Genomic DNA, 26,517 nt, shown 5'->3' with positions numbered 1-26,517 from the left:
TAAATAGTTAGTGACACATAGAGAAATCTTGGCTGGTGAAAAAGATTCGGTATAACTATTGAACAGTAGTCTAGGAGTTGATTCTTTAAGTAAATAGAAGAATCCGTACACTTGCGTTAAAAGTTTGAGTGCATAGTTTAAACTATGAATTAAGGTGGTACCGCGTAATCAAACGTCCTTTTGTTTAAGGACGTTTTTTATATTATAAGGAGAAGAAAAATGAAACTATATAAAGAAACAGAAAGATTAATCCTTCGACCAATAACGATGGATGATGCAGAAGACATGTATGAGTATGCAAGTGATGAAGAAACAATTGAACACTTAACATTTCCACGACATACTTCACTAGAAGTTACCAAAGATACATTAGAGAAGTTTTTTCTTCATCGTGAAAGTCCAACGATGTTTGTAACTACATGTATGGAGTCAAAAGAAAATCATGAAATGATTGGTATATGCGAGTTTGTTGGATATAATCCAAGTAATTTAACTGCAGAGATTGGCTATGTATTGAAAAGAAAATATTGGGGTAAAGGTTACATGGTTGAAGCAGTGAAAGGCTTACTTGATCTTGGCTTTAATGATTTGGGATTAAGAAGAATTGATATTGGTCATTTTGTTGAAAATACAAAAAGTCAACGTGTTATTGAAAAAGTAGGTTTCCATTTTGATGGAATTCTTCGCCAACAAATGAAAGATGGCAAAGGTATATATCGTGATAAGAAAATATATTCAATATTAAAAGATGAATATGATGGGAGGAAATAAGATGAAAGAATTAAATGCAAAGTATAATCATTTAGAAGTAGAAACAAATAAATATAATCATTGGGTAGAGAAGGGATATTTTACTGCTGGTGATAAATCTAAAGAGCCATTTACAATTGTAATTCCCCCACCTAATGTTACAGGTAAATTGCATTTGGGGCATGCATGGGACAATACATTGCAAGATATCATTTCACGTTATAAACGTATGCAAGGATTTGATATGCTTTATCTTCCCGGAATGGATCATGCTGGTATTGCAACACAAGCAAAAGTAGATGCACGTTTAAAAGATGAAGGAATTAGTCGTTATGACTTAGGTCGTGAGAAGTTTCTTGATCGAGCATGGGAGTGGAAAGAGGAGTATGCAGAGCATATTCGTAATCAATGGTCGAAACTTGGGAACTCTGTTGATTATTCTCGCGAACGCTTTACATTGGATGAAGGATTAAACAAAGCAGTAACAAAAGTATTCTGTGATTTATATAATGAAGGATTAATTTATCAAGGTGAACGAATTATCAACTGGGATCCAAAAGCAAAAACAGCGTTAAGTAATATTGAAGTTATTCATAAAGAAGTAGAAGGCGCTTTTTATACTTTTAATTATTCTGTAAAAGAAACTGGAGAAACTTTCCAAGTTGCAACAACACGACCTGAAACAATGTTTGGTGATGTTTGTGTTGTAGTCCATCCAGAAGATGAAAAGTACAAACATTTAATTGGTAAGCATGCAATCAATCCTGCAAATCATGAAGAAATTATTATCATTGCAGATGATTATATTGAAATTGGATTTGGTACAGGTGCTATGAAATGTACACCTGCTCATGATCCAAATGATTTCCAAATTGCAGAACGTCACAATTTACCAAAGATCGTTTGTATGAATCCAGATGGAACAATGAATGAACTTGCAGGCGAATACAATGGAATGGATAGATTTGAGTGCCGCAAAGCATTAACTGAAAGAATAAAACAAGAAGGCAATCTGGTTTCAATTGAAAAACATATTCATCAAGTAGGACATTCTGAAAGAACGGATGTTATTGTAGAGCCTTACTTATCAAAACAATGGTTTGTAAAGATGAAACCACTTGCTAATGATGTATTGACAGCACAAAACAATCCAGAACAAAAAATCAATTTCTATCCAAATCGTTTTGAAAATATTTTTAACCAATGGTTAGAAAACATCGAAGACTGGTGTATTTCAAGACAACTTTGGTGGGGTCATCGTATTCCAGCTTGGTATCACAATGAAACAGGTGAGATTTATGTTGGAATAGAGGCACCAAGCGATATTGAAAATTGGACACAAGACGAAGATGTATTAGATACTTGGTTCTCAAGTGCACTGTGGCCATTTAGTACCTTGGGTTGGCCAAATGAAACAGATGATTTAAAACGCTACTATCCAACTAATTGTATGGTGACTGGTTATGATATTATTTTCTTCTGGGTAGCTCGTATGGCATTCCAAGCTAGACATTTTACCGACTGCTATCCATTTAAAGATTGTTTGATCCATGGTTTGATTCGTGATGAACAAGGTCGTAAAATGAGTAAATCACTTGGTAATGGAATAGATCCTATGGATGTGATTGATGAGTATGGTGTTGACTCACTTCGTTTCTTCTTAACGACGAATTCTACACCTGGTCAAGATATGCGTTATATTCCAAGTAAGGTAGAAGCATCTTGGAATTTCATTAATAAAATTTGGAATGCTTCACGTTTTGTGATGATGAATTTACCAGAAGACTTTGATACATCAACGTGCATTATCGAAAATGCATCCATGACTGATCAATGGATTATCAATCGTTTCAATGAAATATTGGAACATACCAATACGAATATGGATAAATATGAATTTGCGATTGTAGGAAATGAACTTTATAACTTTGTATGGGATGATTTCTGTAGTTGGTATATTGAATTTAGTAAGTCAGGATTGAACAGTGAAGATGAGCGTATTAAAAATGCTACACGCTCAACACTTGTGTTGATGTTGGATGGTATCATTAAAATGCTTCATCCATTCATGCCATTTGTTACAGAAGAAATTTATCAAGCATTGCATAATACCGAAGCATCCATTTGTGTTGCTAATTGGCCAAAGACAATTACATCTGTTGATACAAGTAGTAGCAAGCAAGTTGATCAGTTAATTGAGATTATTACAATTATTCGTCAAATCAAAACGGATAATAATTTAAAACCAAGTACACCATTAAGAATGATGATTCAAAATTTAGACGCAACACATAAAACTTATGATAAAGAAGTTGCATCAATATTAGAGAAAATGTGTAAAGTAACATGGGTAGATTCAATTGATGATGAGCTAATGATTCGTCCAATTGAAGGTGGATCAATTTCGCTACCAATGAGTGAAGTAATTAATTTAGAAGAAGAAATTGAAAAGCTAAATAAAGAAAAAGAGACACTTGAAAAAGAAATAAATCGTGGAGAAAAAATGTTGTCAAACGAAAGCTTTATTTCAAAAGCATCACCAAATAAAGTTGAAGAAGAAAAAAATAAGTTAGAAAACTATAAAAATCAATACGAAATCGTCTCAAATCGCTTAAAAGAATTGACTTCTAAATGAATTTATCATTAAATATTAATAGGTGATAAATGTGAGAAGAGAAAACTTAAATAAGAATTTTTAATTAGAATTCTTTTAAAGTCTCTTCTTTTTTTGTTTGGAGGTTAGTATGGCAGAGAATAGTAGTAGCAAAGTTGGAAAAGTTTTAGCAGTAACAGCGGGAGTAACTCTTGCAGTTGGTGCAACATATTGTGCATCTTGTGCATATATTTTTACTAAGGTTTTCAAAAGAAAGAAAAATCCAAGTTATTTGGAATTTTCTAATTCTTTGATTACAAAAAAAGAAAATGATGCATGGTTTGAAAATGCAGATAAATCAATTGTAGAAATTGTATCATATGATGGACTTAGATTAAGTGGTACGTTAGTTAATAATAATTCTGATAAGTATGTGATTGTATTTCATGCCTATGATTTTTTTGGAGCACAAGTTTTGGATGTTCCTAAACATTTCTATGATGAAGGATATAATTGTTTAATTGTTGATCAAAGAGGATATGGATTAAGTGAGGGTGATTACACAACACTTGGCTGGAAAGAACATTATGATTGTATTGATTGGATTGATTTTATAATCAAACAAAATCAAAACGCGAAAATTGTATTGCATGGAACATCTTTGGGTGCAACAGCGGTACTCAATGCAACAGGTGAGTTCTTACCTAGCAATGTAGTTTGTGCAATCTCAGATTGTGCGTTTACTTCGATTGATAGTTTGTTGAAGTATCAAATCAAACGATTCCTAAAAGTTCCACTAGGAGCACTAGTTCCAGGTGTAAATATTTTGTGTAAATCAAAAATGAATTTTAATTTGTATGAAGCAAATACTTTGCGTCAAGTAAAGCAATCAAGTACACCTACATTGTTCTTACATGGTGAACTAGATTGTTTCGCACCATTTGAAATGGTGTTTGATTTATTCTATGCGTGTACTGCAGAAAAAGAGCTTTGTACATTCCAAGAATCTAAACATGCTGAATCATTTTTAGATCATAAATATTTTGAAAAAGTATTTGAGTTTATAAATCTTCATATAAATAAAAATGAGAATTAATTTTTTGGTTGTGAAAAAACGTTGAATAGTTTATTATTAGATTAGAGTTAAATGTAACCGTTTTAAATTTTAGTTCATATAATAAATAGGAGGAAAGTATGCCAACAAAAAAATACGTTTACAAATTCTCAGAAGGTAATGGATCAATGCGTGACCTTTTGGGAGGAAAGGGTGCTAATCTTGCAGAGATGACAAGTTTAGGAATGCCTGTACCACAAGGATTTACAGTTACTACTGAAGCATGTACTGCTTACTACAATGATGGAGAAAAAATTAGTGATTTAATTAAAAAAGAAATTTTCCAAAATGTAGAAGCTCTAGAAAAACTTACAGGGAAAAAGATGGGAAGTAAAGATAATCCACTTCTTGTATCTGTACGTTCTGGATCTCGTGCTTCAATGCCAGGGATGATGGATACAATCTTAAATCTTGGTATTAATGATGAAGTAGTTGAAACAATCGCAAAGAAAACAAATAATCCACGTTTTGCTTACGATAGCTATCGTCGTTTCATCCAAATGTTTGCGGATGTTGTTATGGGACTTCCAAAAAGTCGTTTTGAAGAACTTATTGATGAAATGAAAGAAGAAAAACGAATTACTTTGGATACTGATTTAACAGCGGATGATTTAAAAGATTTAGTAATCAAGTTTAAAGCATTCTATCGTGAAAACTTAAAAGAGGATTTCCCTACAGATGCAAAAACTCAACTTGTAAAATCAGTTGAAGCAGTGTTTAAATCTTGGAATAATCCACGTGCTATTTTCTATCGTAAGATGAATGATATTCCAAGTTCTTGGGGAACAGCAGTTAATGTTCAATCCATGGTATTTGGTAATATGGGTGATGATTGTGGTACTGGAGTTGCATTTACAAGAAATCCAGCTACTGGAGAAAACAAATTATTTGGAGAATTCTTAATGAATGCTCAAGGTGAAGATGTTGTTGCTGGTATTCGTACACCTCAAACTATTAATGAACTTAAAAATATTATGCCAAAAGCATATAAACAATTTACAGAAATTTGTAGTCGTTTAGAGAAACATTATAAAGATATGCAAGATATGGAATTTACTATTGAAGAGGGTAAACTTTATATGCTTCAAACTCGTAATGGTAAACGTACTGCAGCTGCAGCATTAAAAATTGCATGTGACATGGTAAAAGAAAAACTAATTACAAAAGATCAAGCACTTATGATGGTTGATCCTAAGTCTTTGGATTCTTTATTGCATCCTCAATTTGATGCTTATGAAATGCAAGCAGTTAAACCAATTGCTAGTGCACTTCCTGCATCACCTGGTGCTGCTTGTGGACAAATTGTATTCACAGCTGAAAGTGCTATTATTGAATCAAATAAGGGTAAAAAAGTTATCTTAGTTCGTTTAGAAACAAGTCCTGAAGATATTGAAGGTATGCATGTTGCTCAAGGTATCTTAACAGTACGTGGTGGTATGACATCACATGCAGCAGTAGTTGCTCGTGGTATGGGTCGTTGTTGCGTATCGGGATGTGGCGAAATTAAAATAAATGAGAAAGAACACTACTTCGAAGTGGGTGGTATTCAATATCACGAAGGAGATTTCATTTCATTAGATGGTTCAACTGGAAATATTTATGGACAAGCAATTAAAACTGTTCCTGCATCTATTTCTGGTGATTTTGATACATTTATGAAATGGGCTGATGCTCGTCGTACAATGAAAGTAAGAACAAATGCTGATACACCAAATGATGCTAGACAAGCAATTCTATTTGGTGCAGAAGGTATTGGACTTGTACGTACTGAACATATGTTCTTTGATGCAAACCGTATTAAAGTAGTAAGAGAAATGATTGTTTCAAGTGATGAAGAACATCGCCGTGCTGCATTAGATAAATTACTTCCAATGCAACGTGGAGATTTTGAAGGAATTTACGAAGCAATGGAAAACCGTCCAGTAACAATTCGTTACTTAGATCCACCATTGCATGAATTCTTACCAACAAATGAAAAAGATATTGAAGAATTAGCACATGAAATGAAAATGACTGTTAATGAACTTAAACAAGTTATTGCATCACTTCATGAATTTAATCCAATGATGGGTCATCGTGGATGTCGTTTAAGTGTTACTTATCCAGAAATTGCAGAAATGCAAACTCGTGCTGTAATTGAAGCAGCAATTAATGTAAACAAAAAACATCCTAAGTACAATATTGTACCTGAAATTATGATTCCACTTGTTGGAGAAGTTGCTGAATTAAAATATGTAAAAGACATCGTAATTAGCACAGCAGATTCAATTATTAAAGAATCAGGAGCTAAACTAAATTACATGGTTGGTACAATGATTGAAATTCCAAGAGCTGCATTACTTGCAGATGAAATAGCAAAAGAAGCTGAGTTCTTCAGTTTTGGAACAAACGACTTAACTCAAATGACATTTGGTTTCAGTCGTGACGATGCTGGTCAATTCTTATCAGATTATTATGATAAGAAAATCTATGAGCAAGATCCATTTGCTAGATTAGACCAAAAAGGAGTGGGTAAGTTAGTCGAGATGGCTGCTAGATTAGGCAGACAAACTCGTCCAAATATTAAATTGGGCATATGCGGTGAGCACGGAGGGGATCCAAGCTCTATTGAGTTCTGTCATCGCGTAGGATTAACTTATGTATCTTGTTCACCTTATCGTGTGCCAATTGCTAGATTGGCTGCAGCACAAGCTGCAATCAAATATGATTCGGAACAAAATGCTAAGAAGGAGGCTAATAGAATGGTAGCAAAAAAACCAGTAGCTAAGAAAGCAGTAGCAAAAAAACCAGTAGCTAAAAAGGCAGTGGCTAAGAAAGTTGAAGCTAAAAAACCAGTAGCTAAAAAAGCTGTAGCAAAAAAACCAGTTGCTAAGAAAGCAGTAGCTAAAAAAGTTGAAACTAAGAAACCAGTTGCTAAAAAAGCAGTGGCTAAGAAAGTTGAAGCTAAAAAACCAGTTGCTAAAAAAGCTGTAGCAAAAAAACCAGTTGCTAAGAAAGCAGTAGCTAAAAAAGTTGAAGCTAAAAAACCTGTTGCTAAAAAAGCAGTAGCTAAAAAAGCTGTAGCAAAAAAACCAGTTGCTAAAAAAGCAGTAGCAAAGAAACCTGTTGCTAAAAAAGCTGTAGCAAAAAAAACAGTTGCTAAAAAAACAACTAAAAAATAAATTATAGGGATTAGGACTGTTACTATTAACAGTTCTTTTCATTTATTAGAAAAGATATTCAATAAAGAATATCTTTTTGTGTATTATAGTCTAAACTTCTTAATATCTTCTTTAAGGCGGTCAATGTCTTTGAGCCAACTTTCGATATCTTCTTCATGTTCTAACTCATCATTTAGAATTGTAACTGCCATTTGATAGGTTGAAAAATCTTTTCCTTCAGTAAATTTTGCGATTTGTTGATAGCGTTCAATAGCACAACGTTCTCCATCAAGATTTTGATCAAGGATAACTTCAACGTAAGGATCACTTGGTATTTGATATTCGCAATCAGAGAGTTTCATCCAATCGGCTGGAGTAAGTACGGGAGTACCTCCTAGTTGAATGATGCGATTAACAACTAATGTTGCATGATTTAATTCTTCATTGGCATGAATTAATAGTTCTGGTTCAATTTCACTACGCATAGGACCTTCCATAATTCTTGCACCAATCCAGTATTGATAGTAAGCTAACCACTCTTCTGCTAGTGCTTTGTTTAAATACTCTAACAGCTTCTCAACATCTACATCTACAATATTTACAGATTTTTTGCCCATGATATATCCTCCTTTAGCTACCTGTATAATTCTATTATATCTTCCTTGCTAATTAATAAAAGGAAAGTGATTTAAGTACGATGCAAGGGTGTTGACAAATTTGAGGTAGAAGTCTATTATAGTTACAGATACGATGAACAAGACATGATGATAAATACTTTGATTAGAGAGATAGTTGGTTGGTGAAAAACTATTGATGAGATTTATGATTACCACTTGGGAGTAGCATTTTTGAAAAGATGCCGGAAGCAACCGTTATTGTTTGAGTGCTTAGTTAAATAACTAGGAATTAAGGTGGTACCGCGTAATTATACGTCCTTTTATTGAAGGGCGTTTTTATTTGTTTAGGAGGAGAAAACATGATAAACATTAAAGAAAATGAAAAACTGAATGTATTGAATCACAGTTGTGCACATTTACTGGCACAAGCAGTAAAAAGAATTTATCCACAAGCTATGTTTTGGGTAGGACCAGTTATTACTGATGGGTTTTACTATGATATAGACTTAGGTGATGTTTCACTTAAAGAAGAAGATTTAGAGAAGATTGAAAAGGAAATGAAAAAGATTTCCAAAGATGGTAAACGTATCGTTCGTGAAGAATTATCAAAAGAGGAAGCTTTGGAAATGTTCAAAGATGATCCTTACAAAATCGATTTAATTTCAAATATGGATGAAAATGATACAGTGATTACATGTTATCGCCAAGGTGAATTTGTTGATTTATGTCGTGGACCTCATGTGGATACAGTAAAAGAATTAAAGTATTTTAAACTTCTAAAAGTATCTGGAGCTTATTGGAAGGGCGATGCTAAGAACAAAATGCTTCAACGTGTTTATGGTATTTGTTTTGAAAATGAAGAAGATTTAAAAGAACATTTATATTTATTAGAAGAAGCTAAAAAACGTGATCACAAGAAACTTGGACGTGAATTAGATCTATTTATGATGAGTGAATATGCACCAGGAATGCCTTTCTTTTTACCAAATGGCATGATATTACGTAATATTCTTGAGCAATATTGGTACAATGAACATACAAAAGAAAACTATGTGTTCATTAAGACTCCAATTATGATGTCAAAAGAGTTATGGGAAGTATCAGGGCATTGGTTTAACTATAGAGAAAATATGTATATTTCTGATGTCGATGATCGTGAGTTTGCGATAAAACCAATGAATTGTCCAGGTAGTTTGCTTGTATTTAAAAGTGGTTTGCATTCTTATAAAGATTTACCAATTCGTATGGGTGAACTTGGACAAGTACATCGTCATGAAGCAAGTGGTGCTTTAAATGGATTATTTAGAGTTCGTACTTTTACTCAAGATGATGCTCATATTTATATGACTCCTGAACAAATTGAAAGCGAAGTAGTTTCACTGATTGCCTTTATTGATCGCATCTATTCTCAACTAGGATTAGAATATTCAATTGAATTAAGTACTCGTCCTGAAGAAAAATACATTGGTTCAATTGAGATTTGGGATAAGAGTGAAGAAGCACTTGCAAAAGCTTGTAAAGCTGCTGGTAAAGAATTTAAAATTAATCCAGGTGATGGTGCTTTCTATGGTCCTAAACTTGATTTCCATATTCGCGATTCACTTGGAAGAGTATGGCAATGTGGAACTATTCAATTGGATATGAATCTTCCTGAAAGATTTGATTTGAATTATATTGATCAAAATGGTGAGAAAGTTCGTCCAGTGATGTTACATCGTGTAATTTTTGGATCAATTGAACGTTTCATTGGGATTTTAATTGAACATTTTGCAGGGGCATTCCCATTGTGGTTAGCACCTGAACAAGTTGTTATTGTTCCAGTTCATCATGAAAACCATTTAGAATATGCACAAAAAGTAGAGGCTATATTAAAAGAAAATGGCATTAGGGTCAAAATTGATGCAAGAAATGAAAAATTAGGCTATCGTATTAGGGAAGCTCAAACTCATAAAATTCCAGTTCAACTTGTAGTTGGTGAAGGTGAAATTGCATCAAATAGCGTAAATGTAAGACGTTATGGAAAACAAGAATCTGAAACTGTTGAATTAAATGAATTTCTTGAGAAGGTACTTCTAGAAATTAACGATAAGGTGAGATAATGAAAAAAATGATTGCAGTACTAAGTGCTGTCTTATTGCTTGTTGGCTGTAGTACAGCGCCAATTGATAAAACAGCTGATCCTGAAGTGAAAACTGAACCTGTTGTATTAAGTGTTCTTGCACCAAAAGGGGCAACATCACTTCCACTGATTCCAGTTGTGCTTGATAAAAGTGCAGATGTAACATTTGTAGATGGAACGGATGTAATTCAAGCAGCTTTTGTTAATCCAAATCCTGAATACAGTGTAATTATTGCACCTACTAATTTAGGAACGAAGCTGGGTAGTGCTGGAAAAACAAATTACAAAATGTTAGGTATTCTTACTTGGGGTAATTTGTACCTTGTAGCAGATAGTGAAGATGCATTGAGTAATGAAGGTGAGTTAGCAGCATTTGGAGAAGGTGCCGTACCAGGTCTTGTGTTTAATGAAACAGTCGTGGATATTAAACCCAATGTGACTTACTATAACTCAGTTACAGATGCTCAAGCAGCATTATTATCTGGAAAAGCAAATGTTGCTTTACTTGCAGAACCTGCAGCAACTGCAACGATTGCTAAGGGAAAAGAGCAAGGAAAAGAATTTAAAATTATTATGGACCTTCAAAAAGAGTTTGAAGCAAAATCAGGAACTGTAGGTTATCCTCAAGCTGCAATTTATGTACTTGAAGATAAATACAATGAAAATAAAGTAGTCTATGATCAATTCATTGCATCCATTCAAGATTATGTAAGTAATGTTAATGCTGATACGATGGATCAATTGAAACTAGATATTGATGAAATAACACCAGAAGAGCTAGGGGTTCCAAGTAGTGAAATTGTTTCTAAGACATGGGATCGAATGAATATTCGTTATGTGCCTGCTAGTGAATCAATAGAGCAGTTGCAAGCATTCTTAGCACTATTTGGTATTGAAAATTTTGAGGAATCTATTATTAAGTAGGAAGCGAAAAATCGCTTCCTTTTCTTGTGAAAAAGTCTATTTTTTTATTAAGGGTAATGGTATAATGAAAACATCTTAAATGTAAATGATATGGTGAATACATGAAAAAGGAACATGGTATTACAATCTTGATACTGGTTGCATTATGGCAAGTTTTATCCATGGTTGTTCATAATGATATTCTAATACCTTATCCACTGGATGTACTTCAAAATGTTTGTCTATTGTTTACAAAATCTATTTTTTATCAAAGCATATTTTCTACGCTAGGAAGAGTCGTTGTTGGATTTGGAATTTCGTTTATTTCGGCGATTTGTTTATCAATAGTATCAAGTTATTCTAAAGTGTTTCGAAACTTATTTGCACCATTACAACTTCTAACTAAATCCATTCCCAATATTAGTTATATTATTATTGCATTAGTTTGGTTTGGTTCAGAAAAAAGTGTAAGTATTATTTGTTTTCTTATTTTGTTTCCAATATTTTATAATAACTTTCTGTTTTCAATGGATAATGAACCACAAGAATTAAAAGATGTTCAATCCATTTATCCAGAATCATTCTTTGAATTAGTGAAAAAGAAAACGTTACCGATGTTAATCCCAACCATTTTAAGTTCAAGTAAAATGGCTTTCGGTTTAGGATTTAAAGTTGCAGTTATGGCAGAAATTCTAGGACAAGTTAGAAATGGTATCGGTAAACAATTGCATATAGCAAGACTTAATTTGGATACAACAAGTTTGTTTGCTTGGACAATTATCATCATCTGTATTTGTTTTATAATTGATTGGATATTCGATCAATTCATAAATAGAAAATCAAATGGAGGTTAATTATGGAAAAGTTAAATGCTGAATCGCTTCGTAAAATTGATGAGATTGTAGCAAAACATGAGAGTCGACCAGGACCTATTAAACTCATGTTACATGATGTTCAACATGAATTGGGTTATGTACCTTTTGAAGCAATGGAAAAAATTTCTAATGCTACAAATGCTTCTGTTGCTGAAGTATATGGTGTAGTAACATTCTATTCCCAATTTACAACTGAACCTAAAGGCAAACACATCATTAATGTTTGTATGGGAACAGCATGCTATGTTAAAGGAGCACAAAATTTAGTTAACGATGTAATTAATATGACGGGAGCTACTGTTAATGGAACAAGTTCTGATGGCTTGTTTTCTTTGGATGCTACTCGTTGTTTAGGTGCGTGTGGACTTGCTCCAGTTGTTATTATTGATGGAAAAGTTTATGGTAATGCAGATTCTTCAAAAATTATTTCTGAAATTATTCAATCCATCTTAGATTCTGAAAGAAAACCAATGGGTGCATAGTTATGTTAGCAAACCAAATCGTTCAAAAATTAAATGCAACTGCCTTGGGTGTGTGGAATCAAAACCTCATGAACAAGGACTATCAATATGTGTTCGCAACAGATTTAATGAGCGATGCTTTAGCTATGATTAATAACTCTTGTGACCAAACTGTTTTACTTACTGGCTTATGTAATGCACAATCACTTCGTACAGCAGAGATGTTAGATCTTGAATTAATAATTTATGTACGTGGTAAGAAATTGGATGAAGAAGTATTGAAACTCGCAATGGAAATGGGATTTAATGTATTTTCTACCGACTACTCAATGTTTGAAGCATCTGGTATTCTCTATCAAGAAGGTTTACATGCAGGTGATTAATCAGCAGTTTATCGTTGAACGTGATGATTATGCAAATGCTGGAAAAGTATCAAGCCAAGTAAAACAAACATTAAATCAAATAGGTATTCCTGGTGAATTATTAAGAAGAGTAGCGGTTGCTTGTTATGAAGCTGAAATTAATATGATTATTCATGCTTGGGGTGGAACAATACAATGTACACTTGAAGATAATGGAGAATTAACGCTAACATTTAAAGATCCAGGTCCAGGTATTCCAAATATTGATAAAGCATTAACTCCAGGTTGGTCAACTGCTAGTGAAAAAGCAAGACAATTGGGATTTGGTGCGGGTATGGGCTTATTCAATATTAAACGTGTTTCAGATCACTTTGACATTCAAACATCACCTCAAGGTACTACACTAACGATTGGATTTTTAGTTACAAGTTGAGAAGTGTAGTTACTTATACATTGAGTCAATGTGTGAAATGTATGAAGTGTCTAAGAGCGTGCCCAACCAACGCAGTATTTATTCAAAAAGATCGTGTTCACATTAATCATAGTAAATGTATTAATTGTGGTAAGTGCTTGGATGCATGTCTAAATCAAGGACTTCAATCCAAAGGAAGTACACTTGTTGATATTAGTAATTACGACTATACAGTTTGTATAGTTCCAAGTTCTATGATTAGTGATTATAAAACACATGAACAAGTAGAAGAATTATTCTATGCAATAAAATTATTAGGATTTGATGAAGTCATTGACATTAGTGATATAGAAGGGCAAGTAACAAAGGAAGCCATTCTTTTATCTGATATTGAACGTGGTAAAAGTTTGATTTCTTCATTTTGTCCAGTAATCAATAAATTAATCGAAGTAAAATTTCCAATGTTATTAAGCAGTATTACTGCAATTGATTATCCAAGTGAAATAGCTGCAAGACAAATTAGAAAAAGATGCAGTGATAAAGGAAAAGTTGGTATCTTTAATTGTTGCGAATGTATTGCAAAATTAAACCTAGCAAAATATCCTTATGGAAATCATCAATTTGAAGTAGATCATGCTTTAGCTATCGTGGATATATTTCCAATTATTAAAGCAAATATGGGTAAGGGTAAATTGCCAGTTACCTTATGTAAAGAAGGACTACAAAGTTGTAATCCAGCGATGATGATGCTTGCAGAGAATCATTTAGTTGCGGATGGGTTTGACAAAGTATGCAATATTTTAGAGCATGCTGAATTTGGTTTATTAAATGAATTTGATTTATTAACATTGTTTCCATGCTTTAATGGTTGTTTGGGTGGTAACTTGTTATGGGGAAATAGTTATTTAACTAAAAATAACATTCATCAATTATGCAAGGCAAAGGAAAAACCGATTTCTGATCTACCATTTGAAGAAATCTATGGTGAAAGTACCATTGATAATGTTAATGATATGAGAAGTATTCAAGAGAAACTCGTTTTCTTCTCCAAAGTAAATCAACAACTAGAAAAACTACCAGGTTTTGATTGTGGTGCATGTGGCTTTGCAAGTTGTCGTATTATGGCAGAAGAAATCGCAACAGGTAAAAAGACATTAGAAGATTGTCGTATCCATCGAAATGAGGTGATTCAGGATGAAAGTAAATGAGTTAATTGAGAAAACAGGGTGGAAGAATATTTCAACGGAGGCATCCTTAGATAAAGAAATCATGGGTGTTTATGTAGGTGATTTACTAAGTTGGGTAATGGGAAAAGGTGAACAGGGCCAAGCTTGGATTACCGTTCAATCCCATCTAAATGTGATTGCGGTTGCAGTCTTACTTGAATTTAGTTGTGTCATCATTGCTGATGGAGTTATTGTTCCTGAAGATGTACTACAAAAGGCGATTGAAGAAAATCTAGCGATAGTTCTTGCGGATTGCTCACCCTTTGAATGTACTAGAAAGTTAATTGAATTTGGCTACTAATGTTTTATGATTTTCATATTCATAGCTGCTTATCACCTTGTAGTAACAATGATATGACACCCAACAACATTGCACAGATGGCAAAAATCAAAGGTTTAGACTATATTGCAATTTGTGATCACAATTCTTTGCGACAACAACCTGCATTTAAAATTGCGTGTAATCAAGTAGGAATTAAAATGATGTATGGTGTAGAAATTCAAACAAGTGAAGAAGTTCATGTTTGTGCATACTTTTTGGAGATGAATGATTGTAATTTATTTCAAGAATGGATTGATAAAAAAACAAATCCAATCAAGAATAATGAAAGCTTTTTTGGGGAACAAAATTTATGCAATGAGTTTGATGAAGTGATTGGTAAAGAGGAATATCTACTTATCAATTCATTGAATGCAAGTTTAAACGAAACAATCGATGTGGTGCATTGTTTTCATGGCAAGGTTGTATTAGCACATGTACTTGACCGTGTTAATAGTGTTACTCATCAATTGGGTTTCATTCCACAAGATTGTAAATTTGATGGATTAGAAGTAAAAAACTTAAATCAAATGATCACCGTTAAACAAAAGCATCCTTGGATTCAAGAGACAACGTGGTTTATTAATTCGGATGCGCATCAGTTGATTGATATTAGCGAACCGGAAAATGCAATGAGTAGTAAAGAATTCGAATTGTTTTGGGGGAAAACAGTATGATGCAAGATTGTGCAATGCAAATTCTTGAACTAATTATGAATAGTATCCATGCGGATTCAACCTATATTGTAATTTCAATTCAGGATAGTGTTAAAAAGAATGAATACAAATTTACTGTTGAAGATAATGGAAAAGGAATGAATGAAGAAACTGTTCAAAAAGTAACTAGCCCATTTCTTACTTCAAGAACTACACGTAGAGTAGGGCTCGGAGTCGCCTTTATGAAAGGATTAACTGAACAGTGCAATGGAACATTTAAAATTGAATCAAAGCTAAATCATGGTACTGTGATTATCGCTACGGTTCAAAGAGATCATTGGGATACACCAACATTGGGAGACTTAGGTGAAATGATGATGTGTAGTATCCAGGCGAATGAAAAAATTGATTACTATTTCACCTATGAAACCGATACACAAAAATTTGTCTTTGAATCTAGAGAAGTAAAAGAAAAGATTGAAGGTGTTCGTATTACTGAACCTGATATCCTTCTTTGGATTAGAGAATACATTAATCAAGGAATACAACTTGCGAAGGAGAATCGTATATGAAAAGTTTAGAAGATTTAAAGAAAATGAGAGAAGAAGCTTTAAAAAAGGTCGATATGCGTGATAACGATAAAGACTATCGTGTTGTTGTTGGTATGGCTACATGTGGTATAGCTGCAGGAGCTCGTCCTGTTTTAAATCGTCTTGTTGAAGAGGCATCGAAAAATAATTATTCATGTCTAGTTACCCAAACGGGTTGCATTGGATTATGTGTGTATGAACCGATTGTTGAAATCTTTGATCGTGATGGAAATAAAACAACCTATGTTCATGTAAATCCCGATAAAGCTGCAATCATTTTACGTCGACATGTAGGTTTAGGTGAACGTGTTGATGAATACACGATAGATAGTGTTAAATAGGAGGTAGATATGGAGAGAATAAATGTACTAGTATGTGCTGGAACAGGGTGTACATCATCTAACTCAATGCTTGTTGTTGAAAAGTTTCATGAAATGTTAGAGAAGTATCATTTAACAGAAGAAGTGAAAGTAATCAAAACGGGTTGTTTTGGATTGTGTCAAAAAGGTCCTATTGTTGCAATTTACCCAGATAAAGTTTTCTACAATCATGTGGCTGTTGTTGATGTTGAAACAATTGTTAGTGAACATCTTTACAAAGGAAGAAAAGTAGAACGTCTTGAAATGACAGATATCGATGAGGAAACAAAAGAAAAGATATTTGATATTGATAGTATTCGCTTTTATGCAAAACAAAAGCGTATTGCTTTAAAAAATTGTGGTGTAATTAATCCGGAGGATATTCAAGAATATATTGCGAAGGATGGTTATATGGCATTAGGTAAAGCTATTACTGAAATGACACCTCAAGATGTAATCGATGAAGTTAAAAAATCTGGATTAAGAGGAAGAGGTGGGGGAGGATTCCCTACAGGACTTAAATGGCAATTTGCAGCTGATCAACCTAAAGGTGATAAGTATGTAATTTGTAATGCGGATGAGGGAGATCCAGGAGCATTTATGGATCGTTCTATTCTAGAAGGTGACCCTCATGCGGTACTGGAAGCAATGGCAATTGCTGGTTATGCTATCGGTGCTCAACAAGGATATGTGTACATTCGTGCTGAATATCCAATCGCTGTTGATCGTTTGAAAATTGCAATTGATCAAGCTAAGGAATATGGATTACTTGGAACAAATATTTTAGGTACTGATTTCAGTTTTGATATTGAAATTCGTTTGGGTGCGGGTGCATTCGTTTGTGGTGAGGAAACAGCACTCATCATGTCCATCGAAGGAAAACGTGGTATGCCAGTTTCGAAACCACCATTCCCTGCAGTTTCTGGGGTATGGGGTAAACCTACAATTATTAATAACGTAGAAACTTTTGCGAATGTGCCACAAATCATTTTAATTGGTGCTGATTGGTTCTCATCAATTGGTACAGAAAAATCAAAAGGGACAAAAGTATTTGCGCTTGGTGGAAAGATTGCGAATACAGGATTAGTAGAAATTCCAATGGGGACTACACTTCGTGAAGTAATTTATGAAATTGGTGGAGGATGCCCAAATAATAAAAACTTTAAAGCAGTTCAAACAGGTGGACCATCAGGTGGATGTTTAACAGATAAGCATCTTGATACAAAAATCGACTTCGATAATTTAGTATCACTAGGATCCATGATGGGATCTGGTGGAATGATTGTTTTGGATGAAGACAATTGTATGGTTGACGTTGCACGTTTCTATATGGACTTCATTGTAGAAGAATCTTGTGGTAAATGTACACCATGTCGAGTAGGTACAAAACGACTTTTGGAAATGCTTGAAACAATTTGTAGAGGTGAGGGTACACTTGAACTACTTGATGAAATGGAAGAGTTGTGCAACCGCATTAAAGAAACAGCACTTTGTGGTTTAGGTCAAACAGCACCAAATCCAATTTTATCTACATTATCTCAATTTAAAGATGAATACATTGCTCACGTTGTTGATAAGAAATGTCCAGCTGGAGTATGTAAAGCATTATTACAATACAAAATTGATCCAGATAAATGTCGCAAATGCAGTATGTGTGCTAAAACATGTCCTGTGGGTGCGATTTCCGGAGTACCAGGTAAAGAACCATATGTAATTGATATAACAAAATGTATTAAATGTGGTGCTTGCTTTACTACATGTCGCTTCCAAGCGATTGAAAGGGGATAACAGTTTATGGCAATTGTAAATATAAAAATAAATAATATTCCAGTTCAAGTAGAATCTGGAGCTACAATCTTAGAGGCTGCACAAGTTGCAGGTATTAAAATTCCAACACTTTGTTACTTAAAAGGATTAAATAAATCAGGTGCATGTCGTGTTTGTTTGGTAGAAGTAAAAGGTGCAAAGAATCTTGCTGCTTCATGTAATTATCCTGTAAGTGAGGGTATGGAAGTATTCACTCACTCAGAAAGAGCATTATCAGGTAGACGTAATTCTGTTGAATTACTAATGTCAAATCACAATAAGAATTGTTTGAGTTGCAAACGTAATCAAACTTGTGAACTACAAACACTTGCAAGCGATTTAAATATTCGTGAAAATAAATATGAGGGTCATTTTTCTAAACCTACATTTGATGAAGTATCACCTGGAATCGTACGTGATACAAGTAAGTGTGTTCTTTGTGGACGTTGTGTCTCTGCGTGTAAGTTCTATCAAGGCCTTGGGGTATTGAGTTTCCAAGGAAGAGGATTCGAGTCAAAAGTTGGACCTGTATTTGATAAGAGTTTTAATGAAGTTAACTGTATTCAATGTGGTCAATGTATCAATGTTTGTCCAGTAGGTGCATTAACAGAAAAAGAAAATATACATGATGTGTTTATGGCACTTAATAATCCAAATAAACATGTTATTGTACAAACAGCACCTGCAGTTCGTGCTTCTCTTGGTGAAGAATTTGGTTATCCAATTGGAACACGTGTTACAGGTAAAATGGTAGCAGCTCTTAAACGATGTGGATTCAATCGTGTTTATGATACAAACTTTGGAGCTGATTTAACTATCATGGAAGAAGGTACGGAATTCATTGGACGTGTTCAAAAAGGTGGTACTTTACCAATGATTACATCTTGTTCACCAGGATGGATAAAGTATATTGAATATGAATATCCAGAATTATTACCTCATTTAAGTACATGTAAGAGTCCTCACATGATGTTAGGTGCGATTATTAAATCATACTATGCTAAAACTAAGGGAATTGATCCACGTAATATTTATGTTGTATCAATTATGCCTTGTACTGCAAAGAAAACTGAAATCTTACGACCTGAAAATCGAGTTGGAGATATCCAAGATGTTGATGCTGTATTAACAACAAGAGAATGTGGTCGACTAATTAAATTGTTTGGTATTGATTTCAATAACTTACAAGATGAGGAATTTGATCAAGACATGTTTGGTGAGTATACAGGTGCAGGTGTTATTTTTGGAGCTTCTGGTGGTGTTATGGAAGCTGCACTAAGAACAGTAAAAGAAATCTTAGAGAACAAACCATTGGATGAACTTGATTTCACAGAAGTACGTGGAATGGGTGGTATTAAAGAAGCAAGTCTTCAAATAGCAGGTTTAGAAGTAAATGTTGCAGTAGCAAGTTCAATGTCGATGGCAAAAGGACTATTAGATCAAATCAAAAAGGGAACATCAAAATATCATTTCATTGAAATTATGGGATGTCCTGGTGGTTGTATCAATGGTGGAGGACAATCAATTGTTCCAGCATCAATTAGAAATGCTGAGGCAATGAATAACTTCAAGAATCTACGTGCAAAGACGTTATATGATGAAGATTTGGATTGTGAAAAGAGAAAATCTCATGAAAATGAACAAATACAACAATTGTATAAGAATTTCTTAGGTGAACCTTGTTCACATAAATCACATGAATTACTTCATACAACATATAGCAAGAAAGAAAAATTTACAATCTAAATTAATGAGACCAGTGCAAACTGGTTTCTTTTTCTTTCCATTGTTAACCAACATAAACACATAGTTGACAATAAAACAAAAATAAAGTATTCTTATACACGGTGATGAAAATGAGTACGAAAGAGAAAGTATATACATGTTTAATTGAATCAAATCTTCCGTTGTCGGGAGAAGTTATAGCTAAGAAATTAAATGTATCTCGTACAGCTATTTGGAAGGCGATAAATTCACTAAAAAGTGAAGGACATTTAATTCAAGGAAAACCAAGTGAAGGTTATTTTATATTGCAAGAGAGCCAAGAATTTAATAAAGAAGCTATACTGCGTTACTTGAATGAAGCAAATCGTTCAAAAGTAATGGTTTATGATACGCTAGAATCAACCAATACCACAGCTAAGAAGTTAGCTGAAGAGGGTGGAGATGAATGGACAGTTGTATTAAGTAAATCTCAAACAAAAGGAAGAGGACGATTTGAAAGAGACTTTTATTCACCAAAAGGTGGATGTTACTGCTCTTTTATTCTTCGACCTACAACTTCTGTACAAGATACACTACGTGTAACGATGTTAGTTGCTATTGCGATATGTAAGACTGTTAGTGAACTTTGCAATAAACAATTAGATATTAAGTGGGTAAATGATTTATTTTATCATGATAAAAAGGTATGTGGTATTTTAACTGAAGCATCACTTAATCTTGAAACAGGATCACTAAATTATTTAGTCATTGGATTTGGAATTAATTTAAAATTAAATGAAATTCCAAATGAGTTAACAGATGTGATTACAGATATCGATTATCAAGGAGATAAGAATTTATTTGTCGCAAGCATCATTAATAAATTTCAAGAATCACTAAAGTTACCGATGGAAGACATCGTACAATTTTATCGAGAGCATAATTTATTAAAAGATAAAACAGTACTTGTACGCGGTGGTGAAACTGGTAAAGCAAAAGTACTCGACATTACTACAAGCGGAAATTTACTTGTATTATTTGAAGATGATAGAAAGAGAGAGTTAACTTCAGGAGAAGTTACACTGTATAAAACAAGAGATGAATAAAAAAACTTTACAATATGTTCAATGTGCTCTTTTTGCAGGGCTTATTGCAGTATGTTCACAAATTCAAATACCACTCCCAATGGTTCCTATTAATTTGGCATTGCTTGCAGTTCATTGTACTGGGATATTATTAAAACCTAAATATGCATTACTTACAGTATTACTTTATATTTTGTTAGGTTTTATTGGATTACCTGTATTCTCAAACTTTTCTGGAGGTGCTCAAGTACTACTTGGATCAACTGGAGGGTATATTGTAGGTTATATTCTAGATGCCGTATTGATTAGTTTGGCTTTAGAGAAATTAAAACCTACATTACCAACAATTTTCATACTTTGTTTGGTAGGTACTCTTAGTTGTTATGCATTTGGTACAGTATGGTTTATGAGTGTTACTGAAATGACTTTATCATCAGCACTTGTCTATTGTGTTTATCCATTTATTCCAGGCGATATTCTAAAAATAATAGTAGCTACAATTCTTGCAAAGCGATATCTAATCAAGAAACGATTAGGGTAATTTAGATTAATAGTTATGATATAATTCTGTTTCATCACGAATGATGAGTATCATAAAAATAAAGAATAAGTTTTACTTTCAAACAGATAGTACATTCAGAAAGTATGATCAGTTAATTCAGAATCAATGGGTTGCTTTGTGTATTGATAACATTCAAATTGAAGGAGTTTGCAAAGAAATTGGTAAGCCAAGTAGTCATGATGAGTTTATGCATAAATTCAAAGAACATTTTGAAAATTCATATCATGCTTATTCACATTTAGAAAATGAAAGATTATTTGAAGTAACACCCACTAGAATCGAATGTTGGATATATGATAATGGGGACCCTTATATGGAAGTATTTGATATTGAACATTGTGAATATGGGTTGCATAAGTATCAAGGAAAATAAAGAAAAGCATATTTTATGATATGCTTTTTTACATGATATATTTTTTTAGCATTGGATAGAAAACTTGTGTAAGCTTACTCAATAGTGGAATAGGTAGTAAATCAAATTCACCTACAAATACATGGATAAGAGGATTGAAACTAGATTTAAACATCGTTAAGCCATCATCTAGTGTACCTTCAACACCACCGAAACTAAATTCAGTGCATCCATGCTCTTTTGCCCATCGAATTGATTCGTAGCGTAAAGGGTAGGTAGAATTGTATTGTTTATAATTGTCATCATATCCAGAGTATAGAATTTCTGTGGTATTTTTACTCTTAACTAATAGACAAGCACTTAATAAAATATCATCACTGTAGCAGGCTAGAACACATGCATTCTCTTTAAATGCATCTAAAATGTCATTGAAGTACTTTTCATTTCTAAGTTTAATTTGATGTCTTTGTTCAGTGCAATGAACCATTGCAACTAAACTCTTTGAATCATGTTCCTCTTTTATGATGACATCTTTCTTAATACTTGCACGCACTTTTTTCATTGTTTTAGATGGAATACGATGATCAAAGGTTTCTTCAAGTGGATAAACCAGTTGAATTCTTGGCTGGATTGTATCCTTGATTAATAATGTATACCCACAATGCTTTAATCCTACATGGTTTAATTCTTGGATGAGGACATCATTTTTAGCAGTTGGTACTTTTTCTTTTTCATCAAAAGGATAGGAAGCGATGACTATATTGGGATCAAACTTTGCTAATAAAACCTTTTTAGTTTTAAGAAATGATTTAATGTTCGATATAAAGAAGTTCAATAATTCTTTGTCTTTAAAATTGAGTAATGGACCTCGAGGTGCATAGGCAAAGTTAAACCCAAAAGGAACACTGCGGCATAAAACTAAACAAGCAGCGATAAGTTCTTCATTATCTTTTACACCTAAATAATAAGGTGTCCAGTTTGATTTAAGTTTAGCCCACGCTTCTGATTGAAATATACTTGATTCATTTGAATGATATGCATATTCATTGAATTCATCGATAGATAATTGCACAAATTTCATATAACTCATCCTCACTTCATTATTATAACACACAAAAGAAAAGGGAAAATCTCCCTTATCTTTTACACAGTTCAGTCAATTTATTCATTAAATCATCTAAATGAACTTCTTCCACTTCACTTAGACCACGTTGTTTAAATTCAACAATGCCTTCGCTTGCTTTTTTACCAACAGTAACTCTAAAAGGAACACCAATTAAATCCATATCTTTGAATTTAACTCCAGGTCTTTCGTCACGATCATCTAATAGACAGTCAATTTTATTTGATTGCACCATGTTGTAGATTTTATTTGCAAGTTCTGTTTGAACTTCATCTTTAATTGAGATTAAGACAACTGCAACTTGATAAGGTGCAACAGCAATTGGCCATTTTAGACCATCTTCATCTGCATATTGCTCAGCTATTGCAGCCATGCAACGAGCAGGGCCAATACCATAACTTCCCATCCATACTGGTTTAAGTTGGTTTTCAGAATTCAAGTATTCTAAGCCCAAAGCATTTGAATACTTAGTACCTAATTTAAATGTATTTCCAACTTCAATACCATGTTTGAAATGAATTTTACCACCACATTTAGGGCAAGTATCACCTTCTTGAATATTTCGTATATCAGCTACATGAGTAGGTTTAAAATCAGAATGATTTACACCAATATAATGATATCCTGTTTTATTTGCTCCAGTAATGAAATTATGCATTTTACTCACTTCATCATCCATAACCAATTCACATTGAATATCAATTGGTCCAGCAAATCCTACTTGAGCATTTGTAACACGTACAACGGTTTCAGGATCTGCAAGTTCAACTTCCAATGCATTGTATAATTTTCTAAGTTTTGTTTCATTAACTTCGCGATTTCCTCTTACCATACACGCTACTACTTTATCATCAACTTTGTAGATTAATGTCTTCACGAATTTCTCAGCAGGTTGTTGAAGGAAATTTACAACTTCTTCAATGGTTTTAGCATTAGGAGTTTCGACTAATTCAAGCTTCATTGCTTCTAATGTTGTAGGTAATTCTTCACTGATGCATTGTGCGACTTCAATATTACTTGCGAAATCACATTGGTCACATAAAACTAAGATGTCTTCTCCAATATCGGTTACTGCTTGGAATTCTTCCGATAACAAACCACCCATAACTCCTGTATCTGCTCTAACAATTTTATAATCTAAGCATAAACGATCGAATATATTCTTATAAGCATTAAATTGTTTTGCATAAGCAATGTCTAGTCCAGCTTCATCAACATCAAATGTATAAGCATCTTTCATAATAAATTCACGAACACGAATTAAACCAAAACGTGGACGAGGTTCATCACGATATTTTGTTTGGATTTGATATAAAGAGAAGGGTAAGTCTTTGTATGATCTTATCTTCATTTGTGCAGCAATTGCGAATAATTCTTCGTGTGTTGGGCCAAGTACAAAAGGTTTATTGAAACGGTCTTTTAATGAAAACATACTTTTACCAAAACCTTCACGTCGTCCAGATGCTACATAAACATCTTCAGGTAATAAAGCTGGCATGATTAATTCTTGGCAATCAGTAGCATTCATTTCTTCACGGATGATTTGTGTAATATTATTTAATACTTTATACCCTAAGGGTAGAATCATATAAGCACCGGCAGAACTTTTTTTAATCATTCCGGCGCGTACTAATAGATTACTACTCTTTGAATCTTCATCTTTTACATTTTCTCTTAATGTATAAAAGAAACTATTTTTTAACTTCATATTCTCTTTCCTCGCTATCTATATGATTATATATCAAAATGCCTTTACTTAAAAGATAATTTGAACTATAATTACATAAATTAAAATAAGGAGGAGAGTCATTTCATGGCATTTTATTACAACGAAGCAAGTCACACATTCAGTGAATATTTATTAGTACCAGGTTATTCTAGTAGTGAGTGTGTACCAAGCAAGGTTTGTTTAAAAACACCGCTAGTTAAATTCAAAAAGGGTGAAGAACCTGCAATTTCATTGAATATTCCAATGGTTAGTGCAATTATGCAATCTGTTTCAGGTGAACAAATGGGTATCGCACTTGCTAAAGAGGGTGGAGTTGCCTTCATTTTTGGATCACAAAGCATTGAATCTCAAGCTATGATGGTTTCAAAAGTAAAAAATTATAAAGCGGGCTTTGTAGGAAGTGATTCTAATTTAACACCGGATCAAACTTTAAATGATGTAATGGATTTACTTGAGAAAACTGGACATTCAACAATGCCAGTAACTCATGATGGTAGTGCAAATGGAAGACTTCTAGGTATGGTTACTAGTCGTGATTACCGTGTTTCTCGTTTAGATGGTAATTCAAAAGTAGCTGAGTTCATGACACCATTTGATAAACTAGTTACTGCAAATGTAAAAAGTACTTTAAGTGAATGCAATGACTTAATTTGGGACCATAAATTAAATACACTACCAATTATTGATGATAACAATAACTTGGTTTATCTTGTTTTTAGAAAAGATTATGATTCTCATAAAGAAAATCCAAATGAATTATTGGATAATGACAAACGTTATGTTGTTGGTGCAGGAATCAATACCCGTGACTTTGCCGAACGTGTACCGGCTTTGGTTGAAGCAGGTGCGGATATTCTTTGTATTGACTCAAGTGAAGGATTTAGTGACTGGCAAAAACTTACAATCGATTGGATTCGTAGTAAATATGGTGATCGCGTTAAAGTAGGTGCTGGAAATGTTGTCGATAAAGAAGGTTTTGAGTTTTTAGCAAAAGCTGGTGCTGATTTTATTAAAGTTGGTATTGGTGGAGGTTCAATTTGTATTACGCGTGAAACAAAGGGTATTGGACGTGGACAAGCAACATCTGTCATTGAAGTTGCTAAAGCACGTGATGAATATTTTGAAAAAACAGGTGTATATATTCCAATATGTTCAGATGGTGGTATTGTTTATGACTACCACATCACGTTGGCGTTAGCTATGGGTAGTGACTTTGTTATGCTTGGACGTTATTTCTCTCGTTTTGAAGAATCACCTACAAATAAATTAATGATAAATGGTAACTTCGTTAAAGAATATTGGGGTGAAGGAAGTAACCGTGCACGTAACTGGCAACGTTATGATTTAGGTGGTGCTGGAAAACTAAGCTTTGAAGAAGGTGTTGACTCTTATGTTCCTTATGCTGGACCATTAAAAGATAATGTCTTAACAACTCTTGCAAAAGTTAAATCAACAATGTGCAATTGTGGAGCGCTTACCATTGAAGAACTTCAACAAAAAGCCAAATTAACATTAGTAAGTGCGACTTCTATTGTAGAGGGTGGAGCACATGATGTTATCGTAAAAGATAAAACAAATGATAATTATAAATAATTCGCTCAAAAGGCGAATTTTTTATTTACAAAATATATGAGAGATAACTGTACTCATTGTAGAGAAG

General features: G+C 33.5%; 24 protein-coding genes and 2 other annotated features (1 of these 26 running past the window's edge). Of the genes, 21 read left to right on the top strand and 3 right to left on the bottom strand.

The window, feature by feature from the left end:
* Positions 1 to 183 (top strand) — a binding site (T-box leader); it begins 24 nt to the left of the window's first position.
* 36 nt (positions 184 to 219) lie between these two features.
* From B5D14_RS09795 to ppdK, 4 genes are all read left to right on the top strand, one after another.
* A complete protein-coding gene (locus tag B5D14_RS09795) occupies positions 220 to 771 on the top strand; it encodes a GNAT family N-acetyltransferase (RefSeq protein ID WP_078712452.1) in 552 nt (183 codons plus the stop codon).
* A 1-nt stretch (position 772) separates the two neighbouring features.
* Positions 773 to 3,385, top strand: a complete 2,613-nt coding sequence (locus B5D14_RS09790; RefSeq protein ID WP_078712451.1) for a valine--tRNA ligase — start codon at positions 773 to 775, stop codon at positions 3,383 to 3,385.
* Positions 3,386 to 3,494: 109 nt separating this feature from the next.
* The gene (locus B5D14_RS09785) at positions 3,495 to 4,439 is read left to right on the top strand and encodes an alpha/beta hydrolase (RefSeq protein WP_078712450.1); all 945 of its coding nucleotides are present in this window, start codon (positions 3,495 to 3,497) and stop codon (positions 4,437 to 4,439) included.
* Between the two features lie 98 nt (positions 4,440 to 4,537).
* Entirely contained in the window at positions 4,538 to 7,618 is a 3,081-nt protein-coding gene (ppdK, locus tag B5D14_RS09780) for a pyruvate, phosphate dikinase (protein WP_078712449.1), read from the top strand.
* Between the two features lie 83 nt (positions 7,619 to 7,701).
* Here the strand turns inward: ppdK and B5D14_RS09775 are convergent, their stop codons facing one another.
* Positions 7,702 to 8,214 carry a ferritin-like domain-containing protein gene (locus B5D14_RS09775; protein WP_078712448.1) on the bottom strand — a complete coding sequence of 171 codons (513 nt, stop codon included), beginning with the start codon at positions 8,212 to 8,214 and terminating at the stop codon, positions 7,702 to 7,704.
* A 124-nt stretch (positions 8,215 to 8,338) separates the two neighbouring features.
* Positions 8,339 to 8,537 (top strand) — a binding site (T-box leader).
* 36 nt (positions 8,538 to 8,573) lie between these two features.
* Here B5D14_RS09775 and thrS point away from each other — a divergent pair.
* The 16 genes from thrS (at position 8,574) to B5D14_RS09695 (ending at position 22,026) form a co-directional block, all read left to right on the top strand.
* A complete protein-coding gene (thrS, locus tag B5D14_RS09770; protein WP_078712447.1) occupies positions 8,574 to 10,313 on the top strand; it encodes a threonine--tRNA ligase in 1,740 nt (579 codons plus the stop codon).
* Positions 10,313 to 11,257 carry a putative periplasmic lipoprotein gene (locus B5D14_RS09765; RefSeq protein WP_078712446.1) on the top strand — a complete coding sequence of 315 codons (945 nt, stop codon included), beginning with the start codon at positions 10,313 to 10,315 and terminating at the stop codon, positions 11,255 to 11,257. The genes thrS and B5D14_RS09765 overlap by 1 nt, the downstream gene beginning before the upstream one ends.
* A 101-nt stretch (positions 11,258 to 11,358) precedes the next feature.
* The gene (locus tag B5D14_RS09760) at positions 11,359 to 12,090 is read left to right on the top strand and encodes an ABC transporter permease (RefSeq protein ID WP_078712445.1); all 732 of its coding nucleotides are present in this window, start codon (positions 11,359 to 11,361) and stop codon (positions 12,088 to 12,090) included.
* A gap of 2 nt (positions 12,091 to 12,092) precedes the next feature.
* Positions 12,093 to 12,593, top strand: a complete 501-nt coding sequence (locus B5D14_RS09755; protein ID WP_078712444.1) for an NADH-quinone oxidoreductase subunit NuoE family protein — start codon at positions 12,093 to 12,095, stop codon at positions 12,591 to 12,593.
* Positions 12,594 to 12,595: 2 nt separating this feature from the next.
* Positions 12,596 to 12,955 carry a DRTGG domain-containing protein gene (locus tag B5D14_RS09750; RefSeq protein ID WP_078712443.1) on the top strand — a complete coding sequence of 120 codons (360 nt, stop codon included), beginning with the start codon at positions 12,596 to 12,598 and terminating at the stop codon, positions 12,953 to 12,955.
* A complete protein-coding gene (locus tag B5D14_RS09745) occupies positions 12,942 to 13,367 on the top strand; it encodes an ATP-binding protein (RefSeq protein WP_078712442.1) in 426 nt (141 codons plus the stop codon). The genes B5D14_RS09750 and B5D14_RS09745 overlap by 14 nt, the downstream gene beginning before the upstream one ends.
* A complete protein-coding gene (locus B5D14_RS09740; protein WP_342585679.1) occupies positions 13,364 to 14,554 on the top strand; it encodes a [Fe-Fe] hydrogenase large subunit C-terminal domain-containing protein in 1,191 nt (396 codons plus the stop codon). Before B5D14_RS09745 ends, B5D14_RS09740 begins: the two co-directional genes overlap by 4 nt.
* Positions 14,541 to 14,873 carry a hypothetical protein gene (locus B5D14_RS09735; protein WP_078712440.1) on the top strand — a complete coding sequence of 111 codons (333 nt, stop codon included), beginning with the start codon at positions 14,541 to 14,543 and terminating at the stop codon, positions 14,871 to 14,873. Before B5D14_RS09740 ends, B5D14_RS09735 begins: the two co-directional genes overlap by 14 nt.
* A complete protein-coding gene (locus B5D14_RS09730) occupies positions 14,873 to 15,568 on the top strand; it encodes a PHP domain-containing protein (protein ID WP_078712439.1) in 696 nt (231 codons plus the stop codon). The genes B5D14_RS09735 and B5D14_RS09730 overlap by 1 nt, the downstream gene beginning before the upstream one ends.
* Positions 15,565 to 16,119: an ATP-binding protein gene (locus tag B5D14_RS09725; RefSeq protein WP_078712438.1), complete on the top strand. Its 555-nt coding sequence runs from the start codon at positions 15,565 to 15,567 to the stop codon at positions 16,117 to 16,119. Before B5D14_RS09730 ends, B5D14_RS09725 begins: the two co-directional genes overlap by 4 nt.
* A complete protein-coding gene (locus B5D14_RS09720; RefSeq protein ID WP_078712437.1) occupies positions 16,116 to 16,478 on the top strand; it encodes a (2Fe-2S) ferredoxin domain-containing protein in 363 nt (120 codons plus the stop codon). The genes B5D14_RS09725 and B5D14_RS09720 overlap by 4 nt, the downstream gene beginning before the upstream one ends.
* A gap of 9 nt (positions 16,479 to 16,487) precedes the next feature.
* Complete coding sequence (locus B5D14_RS09715) at positions 16,488 to 18,284, top strand: NADH-quinone oxidoreductase subunit NuoF (RefSeq protein ID WP_078712436.1); 1,797 nt, start codon at positions 16,488 to 16,490, stop codon at positions 18,282 to 18,284.
* 6 nt (positions 18,285 to 18,290) lie between these two features.
* Positions 18,291 to 20,048, top strand: a complete 1,758-nt coding sequence (locus B5D14_RS09710; RefSeq protein WP_078712435.1) for an NADH-dependent [FeFe] hydrogenase, group A6 — start codon at positions 18,291 to 18,293, stop codon at positions 20,046 to 20,048.
* 110 nt (positions 20,049 to 20,158) lie between these two features.
* On the top strand, positions 20,159 to 21,112 hold the full coding sequence (locus B5D14_RS09705; RefSeq protein ID WP_159443778.1) for a biotin--[acetyl-CoA-carboxylase] ligase: 954 nt from the start codon (positions 20,159 to 20,161) through the stop codon (positions 21,110 to 21,112).
* Positions 21,105 to 21,632: a biotin transporter BioY gene (locus B5D14_RS09700; RefSeq protein ID WP_078712433.1), complete on the top strand. Its 528-nt coding sequence runs from the start codon at positions 21,105 to 21,107 to the stop codon at positions 21,630 to 21,632. The genes B5D14_RS09705 and B5D14_RS09700 overlap by 8 nt, the downstream gene beginning before the upstream one ends.
* Positions 21,633 to 21,675: 43 nt before the next feature.
* Positions 21,676 to 22,026 (top strand): pyridoxamine 5'-phosphate oxidase family protein, encoded by a 351-nt coding sequence (locus tag B5D14_RS09695; protein WP_200804805.1) that lies wholly within the window; start codon positions 21,676 to 21,678, stop codon positions 22,024 to 22,026.
* Positions 22,027 to 22,054: 28 nt separating this feature from the next.
* Here the strand turns inward: B5D14_RS09695 and B5D14_RS09690 are convergent, their stop codons facing one another.
* On the bottom strand, positions 22,055 to 23,086 hold the full coding sequence (locus B5D14_RS09690; RefSeq protein WP_159443777.1) for a lipid II:glycine glycyltransferase FemX: 1,032 nt from the start codon (positions 23,084 to 23,086) through the stop codon (positions 22,055 to 22,057).
* Positions 23,087 to 23,141: 55 nt separating this feature from the next.
* Positions 23,142 to 24,836 (bottom strand): proline--tRNA ligase, encoded by a 1,695-nt coding sequence (locus B5D14_RS09685; protein ID WP_078712430.1) that lies wholly within the window; start codon positions 24,834 to 24,836, stop codon positions 23,142 to 23,144.
* A 105-nt stretch (positions 24,837 to 24,941) separates the two neighbouring features.
* Here B5D14_RS09685 and B5D14_RS09680 point away from each other — a divergent pair, with 105 nt between their 5' ends.
* Positions 24,942 to 26,450 carry an IMP dehydrogenase gene (locus tag B5D14_RS09680; protein WP_078712429.1) on the top strand — a complete coding sequence of 503 codons (1,509 nt, stop codon included), beginning with the start codon at positions 24,942 to 24,944 and terminating at the stop codon, positions 26,448 to 26,450.
* The last annotated feature ends 67 nt before the right edge of the window (positions 26,451 to 26,517 follow it).

Source organism: Anaerorhabdus furcosa, from assembly GCF_900167375.1.
Lineage (GTDB): Bacteria > Bacillota_I > Bacilli_A > Erysipelotrichales > Erysipelotrichaceae > Anaerorhabdus > Anaerorhabdus furcosa.
Note: the sequence above shows the minus strand (reverse complement) of the source record. Positions and strands in the feature narration are given on the sequence as shown.

What these genes read in the sequence shown, in the direction of transcription:
- B5D14_RS09760 (WP_078712445.1), top strand. Translation starts at nt 11,359, where the DNA reads ATGAAAAAGGAACATGGTATTACAATCTTGATACTGGTTGCATTATGG.
- B5D14_RS09690 (WP_159443777.1), bottom strand. Translation starts at nt 23,086, where the DNA reads ATGAAATTTGTGCAATTATCTATCGATGAATTCAATGAATATGCATAT.
- B5D14_RS09785 (WP_078712450.1), top strand. Translation starts at nt 3,495, where the DNA reads ATGGCAGAGAATAGTAGTAGCAAAGTTGGAAAAGTTTTAGCAGTAACA.
- B5D14_RS09745 (WP_078712442.1), top strand. Translation starts at nt 12,942, where the DNA reads ATGCAGGTGATTAATCAGCAGTTTATCGTTGAACGTGATGATTATGCA.
- B5D14_RS09715 (WP_078712436.1), top strand. Translation starts at nt 16,488, where the DNA reads ATGGAGAGAATAAATGTACTAGTATGTGCTGGAACAGGGTGTACATCA.
- B5D14_RS09720 (WP_078712437.1), top strand. Translation starts at nt 16,116, where the DNA reads ATGAAAAGTTTAGAAGATTTAAAGAAAATGAGAGAAGAAGCTTTAAAA.
- B5D14_RS09710 (WP_078712435.1), top strand. Translation starts at nt 18,291, where the DNA reads ATGGCAATTGTAAATATAAAAATAAATAATATTCCAGTTCAAGTAGAA.
- B5D14_RS09790 (WP_078712451.1), top strand. Translation starts at nt 773, where the DNA reads ATGAAAGAATTAAATGCAAAGTATAATCATTTAGAAGTAGAAACAAAT.
- B5D14_RS09680 (WP_078712429.1), top strand. Translation starts at nt 24,942, where the DNA reads ATGGCATTTTATTACAACGAAGCAAGTCACACATTCAGTGAATATTTA.
- B5D14_RS09700 (WP_078712433.1), top strand. Translation starts at nt 21,105, where the DNA reads ATGAATAAAAAAACTTTACAATATGTTCAATGTGCTCTTTTTGCAGGG.
- B5D14_RS09775 (WP_078712448.1), bottom strand. Translation starts at nt 8,214, where the DNA reads ATGGGCAAAAAATCTGTAAATATTGTAGATGTAGATGTTGAGAAGCTG.
- ppdK (WP_078712449.1), top strand. Translation starts at nt 4,538, where the DNA reads ATGCCAACAAAAAAATACGTTTACAAATTCTCAGAAGGTAATGGATCA.
- thrS (WP_078712447.1), top strand. Translation starts at nt 8,574, where the DNA reads ATGATAAACATTAAAGAAAATGAAAAACTGAATGTATTGAATCACAGT.
- B5D14_RS09705 (WP_159443778.1), top strand. Translation starts at nt 20,159, where the DNA reads ATGAGTACGAAAGAGAAAGTATATACATGTTTAATTGAATCAAATCTT.
- B5D14_RS09685 (WP_078712430.1), bottom strand. Translation starts at nt 24,836, where the DNA reads ATGAAGTTAAAAAATAGTTTCTTTTATACATTAAGAGAAAATGTAAAA.
- B5D14_RS09695 (WP_200804805.1), top strand. Translation starts at nt 21,676, where the DNA reads ATGAGTATCATAAAAATAAAGAATAAGTTTTACTTTCAAACAGATAGT.
- B5D14_RS09730 (WP_078712439.1), top strand. Translation starts at nt 14,873, where the DNA reads ATGTTTTATGATTTTCATATTCATAGCTGCTTATCACCTTGTAGTAAC.
- B5D14_RS09750 (WP_078712443.1), top strand. Translation starts at nt 12,596, where the DNA reads ATGTTAGCAAACCAAATCGTTCAAAAATTAAATGCAACTGCCTTGGGT.
- B5D14_RS09725 (WP_078712438.1), top strand. Translation starts at nt 15,565, where the DNA reads ATGATGCAAGATTGTGCAATGCAAATTCTTGAACTAATTATGAATAGT.
- B5D14_RS09765 (WP_078712446.1), top strand. Translation starts at nt 10,313, where the DNA reads ATGAAAAAAATGATTGCAGTACTAAGTGCTGTCTTATTGCTTGTTGGC.
- B5D14_RS09755 (WP_078712444.1), top strand. Translation starts at nt 12,093, where the DNA reads ATGGAAAAGTTAAATGCTGAATCGCTTCGTAAAATTGATGAGATTGTA.
- B5D14_RS09795 (WP_078712452.1), top strand. Translation starts at nt 220, where the DNA reads ATGAAACTATATAAAGAAACAGAAAGATTAATCCTTCGACCAATAACG.
- B5D14_RS09735 (WP_078712440.1), top strand. Translation starts at nt 14,541, where the DNA reads ATGAAAGTAAATGAGTTAATTGAGAAAACAGGGTGGAAGAATATTTCA.